We start from the raw sequence: 4,378 nt of genomic DNA, 5'->3' as shown, positions 1-4,378 counted from the left end.
CTGGGCATGGTATTGCAGGGACACGCCAGCACCCTGCCCGTCACCCTGGAAGACATCCGCTATCACACCACCTGCGTGGCACGGGGCAAGCAGCGAAGCCTGCTGATGGTCGATCTCCCGTTCATGAGCAACGCCGATATCGGTCAACTGCTGCGCGACGCGGGTGAGCTGATGCGCGCCGGCGCCGAACTGATCAAGATCGAGGGCGAAGCCTGGATGGCCGACGGCATCCGCGAACTCACGTGCCGTGGCGTTCCCGTCTGCGCCCATCTCGGGTTGACCCCGCAGAGCGTCCACCAGCTCGGCGGGTTCAAGGTTCAAGGCAGGGCCGCCGATGCGGCCCAGCGCATCGTCGACGATGCCCAGCGACTGGTCGAGGCCGGCGCCGCCGTCATCCTGCTGGAGTGCGTGCCCCGGGCCGTGGGCAAAGCGGTCAGGGACGCCGTCGCCGCGCCCGTCATCGGCATCGGTGCCGGCCCGGACGTGGATGGGCAGATCCTGGTCATGCACGACACGCTGGGGCTCAACAGTGGCTATGTGCCACGCTTCGTGCAGAATTTTCTACCCGGCCAGGAGAGTATCGAGTCGGCGTTCCGCGCCTATGACGAAGCGGTCAAATCCCGTCGCTTTCCGGCCGAGGAGCACTGTTTCTGATGCAGACGCTGCATGATATCGCGCCGCTGCAAGAGACCCTGCGGGCCCACCGAATGGCCGGGCGGCGCATCGCGCTGGTGCCGACCATGGGCAATCTCCACGCCGGCCACCTGGCCCTGGTCGATCGGGCCCGGGGGCTCGCCGACGTGGTGGTCGCCACGCTGTTCGTCAACCCGCTGCAGTTCGGCGCTGGCGAGGACTTCGGCCAGTATCCGCGCACCCTCGAAAGCGACCGCGACAAGCTGGCGGCGCACGACTGCGATCTCCTCTTCGCCCCCGGCGTCGAGACGCTCTATCCCGACGGACTCGAGACGCAGACCCAGGTCCACGTGCCGGACGTCTCCGAAGGGCTTTGCGGCGGCAGCCGCCTCGGCCACTTCGATGGCGTCGCCACGGTGGTTTCGCTGCTGTTCCACCTGGTGCAGCCGGACATCGCCTGTTTCGGCGAGAAGGACTTCCAGCAACTGGCCGTCATCCGCAAGCTGGTGGCCGACCTGCATTTCCCGATCGAGATCGTCGGCGTGCCGACCGTTCGTGCCGAGGACGGCCTCGCGCTGTCGTCGCGCAACGGCTATCTCGGTGCCGACGACCGGGCTCTGGCGCCCGCCTTCCACCGGGAGCTGTCGCGCTGCCGCGATGCGTTGACCAGCGGCCGAGCACCCGACGCCGCGCTCTCGGAGGCCAGGCAAGCGCTACAGGCATCCGGATTTCGAATCGACTACCTGGAGATCCGCGGACCCTCCCTGGCCCCGTTCGATATCGCTCGCCATGCCGAAGGCCGCCTGCTGGGGGCGGTCTATCTGGGCTCGACGCGACTGATCGACAACCTGGCCGTCTCCTTGCCGCGGCCGGCCGGAAGCGGCATCCGCCATGGCTGACGACCGCTGGCGTCCGGCGCTGCCAACGGACCTTGCCCGCATCGCCGAATGGATCGGAACGGCACGGGCGCTGGAGCGCTGGGCTGGCCCCGGCCTGTCGTGGCCGACGAATGGCGCCAGGCTATGGCGGGAAATCGACGGCGGCGGCCTGCTCTCGTTCTGCCTCGTCTCCGGCAGCGAGCCGCTCGCCTTCGGCCAGCTCGTCGTCAAAGGCGAGCGCCACTATCATCTGGCCCGCATCATCGTGTCGCCATCGCGCAGACGCCAGGGGCTTGGCGAAGCGCTGTGCCGTCACCTGCTGGACGAAGCCCGCCAGCGCCGCGCCGCGCGCGTGACGCTCAACGTCTTCACCGACAACCAAGCGGCGATCGATCTCTATCGGCGACTGGGTTTCACCGATTGCGGCAGCGCCGATTCGCGTGGCATTCGCCCCATGCAACTGAGACAATTTGCCGCGAATGTCGACAATGACGTCCCCTAGCCCCTGCAGCGTACCGACCACGCGGCGGTTCGACAGTGAAAGAGACACGATGAATCAATTGAGCCCGGACCCCTTCTCCCCGTATCAGTTCTACACGGCCGAGCAGTGGGCCGAATTTCGAGCCGATACGCCGCAGACGCTATCGGCGGAAGAGTTGCAGCGGCTGCGCTCGCTCAACGACCCGATCGACCTGGGCGAGGTGCGACGGATCTATCTGTCGCTGTCACGCCTGCTCTCCTCCTACGTCGAGGCGAGCCAGCGGCTGTACGCCCAGCGCAAACGCTTCCTGGACATCGACGACACCCAGAAGACGCCGTTCATCATCGGCATCGCGGGCTCCGTCGCGGTGGGCAAATCGACCACCTCGCGCATCCTCAAGGAACTGCTGGCGCGCTGGCCGTCGAGCCCCAAGGTCGACCTGGTCACCACCGACGGCTTCCTCTATCCCAACGCCACGCTGCGCGACAAGGAGCTGATGGCCCGCAAGGGCTTCCCGGAGAGTTACGATATCGGCGCCCTGCTGCGCTTCCTGTCGTGGATCAAGGCCGGAGCCCGCAATGTCCGGGCGCCGCTCTACTCGCACCTGACCTACGACGTGCGCGATAGCGAATACCAGATCGTCGACCGCCCCGACATCCTGATCGTCGAGGGCATCAACGTACTGCAGGTCCGCGACCTCCCGGAAGACGGCAAGATGGTGCCGTTCGTCTCCGACTTCTTCGACTTCTCGATCTACATCGATGCCGAGGAAGCTCACATACACGACTGGTACCTGGAGCGCTTCAAGCTGCTGCGGCAGACCGCCTTCCAGAACGCCGATTCGTTCTTCCACCGCTATGCCCAGATCGACGAGCCGGCGGCGCTCGAGATCGCCGAAGGGCTGTGGCGTGACATCAACCGCCGCAACCTGCGCGAGAACATACTGCCCACGCGCCCACGCGCCGATCTGATCCTGCGCAAGGGTCGCGACCATCTGGTGGAGCAGGTGGCGCTGCGGAAGCTGTGAGCCGTGGCCGACCCGACGGGTCAGCGGTGACGCGCCAGAGAACCGGCGCGACAGGCTGCAAATAGAAACAGCGTTTTGTCATTTTGCGTAAGGGCGTCGAACTTTTTCGGCATCCACCCTTCTCAAGAGGCGTCTTAGACTTCTGGGCAAGGACTCCGAGGGATGCTCATTTCGGTACAGGCGTTACGCGCCCTGGCGGCATGGATCGTCGTCTTCCACCACTTCATGCAGGTCTTCTTCAGCTTCGAGGCGGACAACTGGGTCGAGTACCTCTTCTCCACCCGCGGCCAGGTGGGTGTGGATATCTTCTTCGTCATCAGTGGCTTCATCATCTACGTCTCCAGCCGCGGCAAACGGCTGACGATGCCACAGTTCCTGCTGCACCGGCTCGTCCGGATCGTGCCCGCCTACTGGCTCTATACGCTGATCACCGCCGCGATCATCTACTTCACCAGCAACGTCATGCCGGAGTACGGCCTCAGTCTCAAGGGCCTGATCATGTCGCTGTTTTTCCTGCCCACGGAGAACCCCGCCGGCTACGGCTACTATCCCATCCTGCCGGTGGGTTGGACGCTCAACTTCGAGATGCTGTTCTACGTGGTGTTCGCGGCCTCGCTGATGCTCAAGCGCGAATGGCGGCTCTGGAGCGTGGTGCTGGCGATCGTAGTCATCAATACGCTGTTTGCCCACCAGCCGTTCATCAGCAACTTCTACACCGACCCGATCATCTTCGAATTCCTGCTGGGCATGGGCATCGGCGCCATCTACAGACGCTACGGACTGCCCCAGGGACGCCGGTGGCCGATCGCGCTGGCGCTGGCCAGCAGCGCCACGATCCTCCATTTCAACGATCCGTCCGGTGCGCTGAGGTTTCTCGCCTGGGGTCTGCCGAGCGCGCTGCTGGTGGTCGCCTTCATCGGGATGGAGTCCCGTATCGGCAACAACCGGGTGTTCAAGGCGATGGGGGATTGGTCCTACTCCACCTACCTGCTGCATGTGATCGTACTGTGGTCGGGCAACTACGTGCTGACCGAGCAGTTCGGCCTGGCCCCCTACCTGGCGCTGGCGATCTGCCTGCCCGTCATCGCGCTCTGCTCCTGGCTCAGCTACGAATTCGTGGAGAAGAAACTCTCCCGCCAGCTCAAGCGACGCCTGCCTGCGCCGCGCCCCCTGGCCGCCGCGGCATGAGCCGCCCATGAAAAACGCCCGGCCTGCATGGCGCAGACCGGGCGTTGGCGGTTACCGCCGGGGGGTCACGCTTCGGTGACGAGGGTCGCCTCGAAGGCCGCCTTCTCTTCCGGGGTGATCTCCTTGATCGACAGCTTAACGCGATTGCGGTTGTCGATGTCGAGCACCTTG

The 4,378-nt window shown here is 65.1% G+C and carries 5 protein-coding genes; all 5 read left to right on the top strand.

The window, feature by feature from the left end; translation table 11 throughout:
- Positions 1-654: 3-methyl-2-oxobutanoate hydroxymethyltransferase (gene panB / locus AC3AYF_RS18565; RefSeq protein ID WP_295041150.1), on the top strand; the 654-nt coding region annotated here is incomplete at its 5' end.
- Positions 654-1,532: a pantoate--beta-alanine ligase gene (panC, locus tag AC3AYF_RS18560; protein WP_295041149.1), complete on the top strand. Its 879-nt coding sequence runs from the start codon at positions 654-656 to the stop codon at positions 1,530-1,532. The genes panB and panC, both read left to right, overlap by 1 nt.
- A complete protein-coding gene (locus tag AC3AYF_RS18555; RefSeq protein ID WP_295041148.1) occupies positions 1,525-2,013 on the top strand; it encodes a GNAT family N-acetyltransferase in 489 nt (162 codons plus the stop codon). Before panC ends, AC3AYF_RS18555 begins: the two co-directional genes overlap by 8 nt.
- A gap of 49 nt (positions 2,014-2,062) precedes the next feature.
- Positions 2,063-3,019: a type I pantothenate kinase gene (gene coaA / locus AC3AYF_RS18550; RefSeq protein ID WP_487780162.1), complete on the top strand. Its 957-nt coding sequence runs from the start codon at positions 2,063-2,065 to the stop codon at positions 3,017-3,019.
- A 162-nt stretch (positions 3,020-3,181) separates the two neighbouring features.
- Entirely contained in the window at positions 3,182-4,207 is a 1,026-nt protein-coding gene (locus AC3AYF_RS18545) for an acyltransferase family protein (protein ID WP_295041146.1), read from the top strand.
- The last annotated feature ends 171 nt before the right edge of the window (positions 4,208-4,378 follow it).

It is taken from the genome of Salinicola sp., assembly GCF_982684285.1.
This window is presented reverse-complemented; position numbering and strand designations above follow the sequence as displayed.

Excerpts from the sequence above, each read along its gene's own strand:
- AC3AYF_RS18545 (WP_295041146.1), top strand. The coding sequence starts at position 3,182 with ATGCTCATTTCGGTACAGGCGTTACGCGCCCTGGCGGCATGGATCGTC.
- coaA (WP_487780162.1), top strand. The coding sequence starts at position 2,063 with ATGAATCAATTGAGCCCGGACCCCTTCTCCCCGTATCAGTTCTACACG.
- AC3AYF_RS18555 (WP_295041148.1), top strand. The coding sequence starts at position 1,525 with ATGGCTGACGACCGCTGGCGTCCGGCGCTGCCAACGGACCTTGCCCGC.
- panC (WP_295041149.1), top strand. The coding sequence starts at position 654 with ATGCAGACGCTGCATGATATCGCGCCGCTGCAAGAGACCCTGCGGGCC.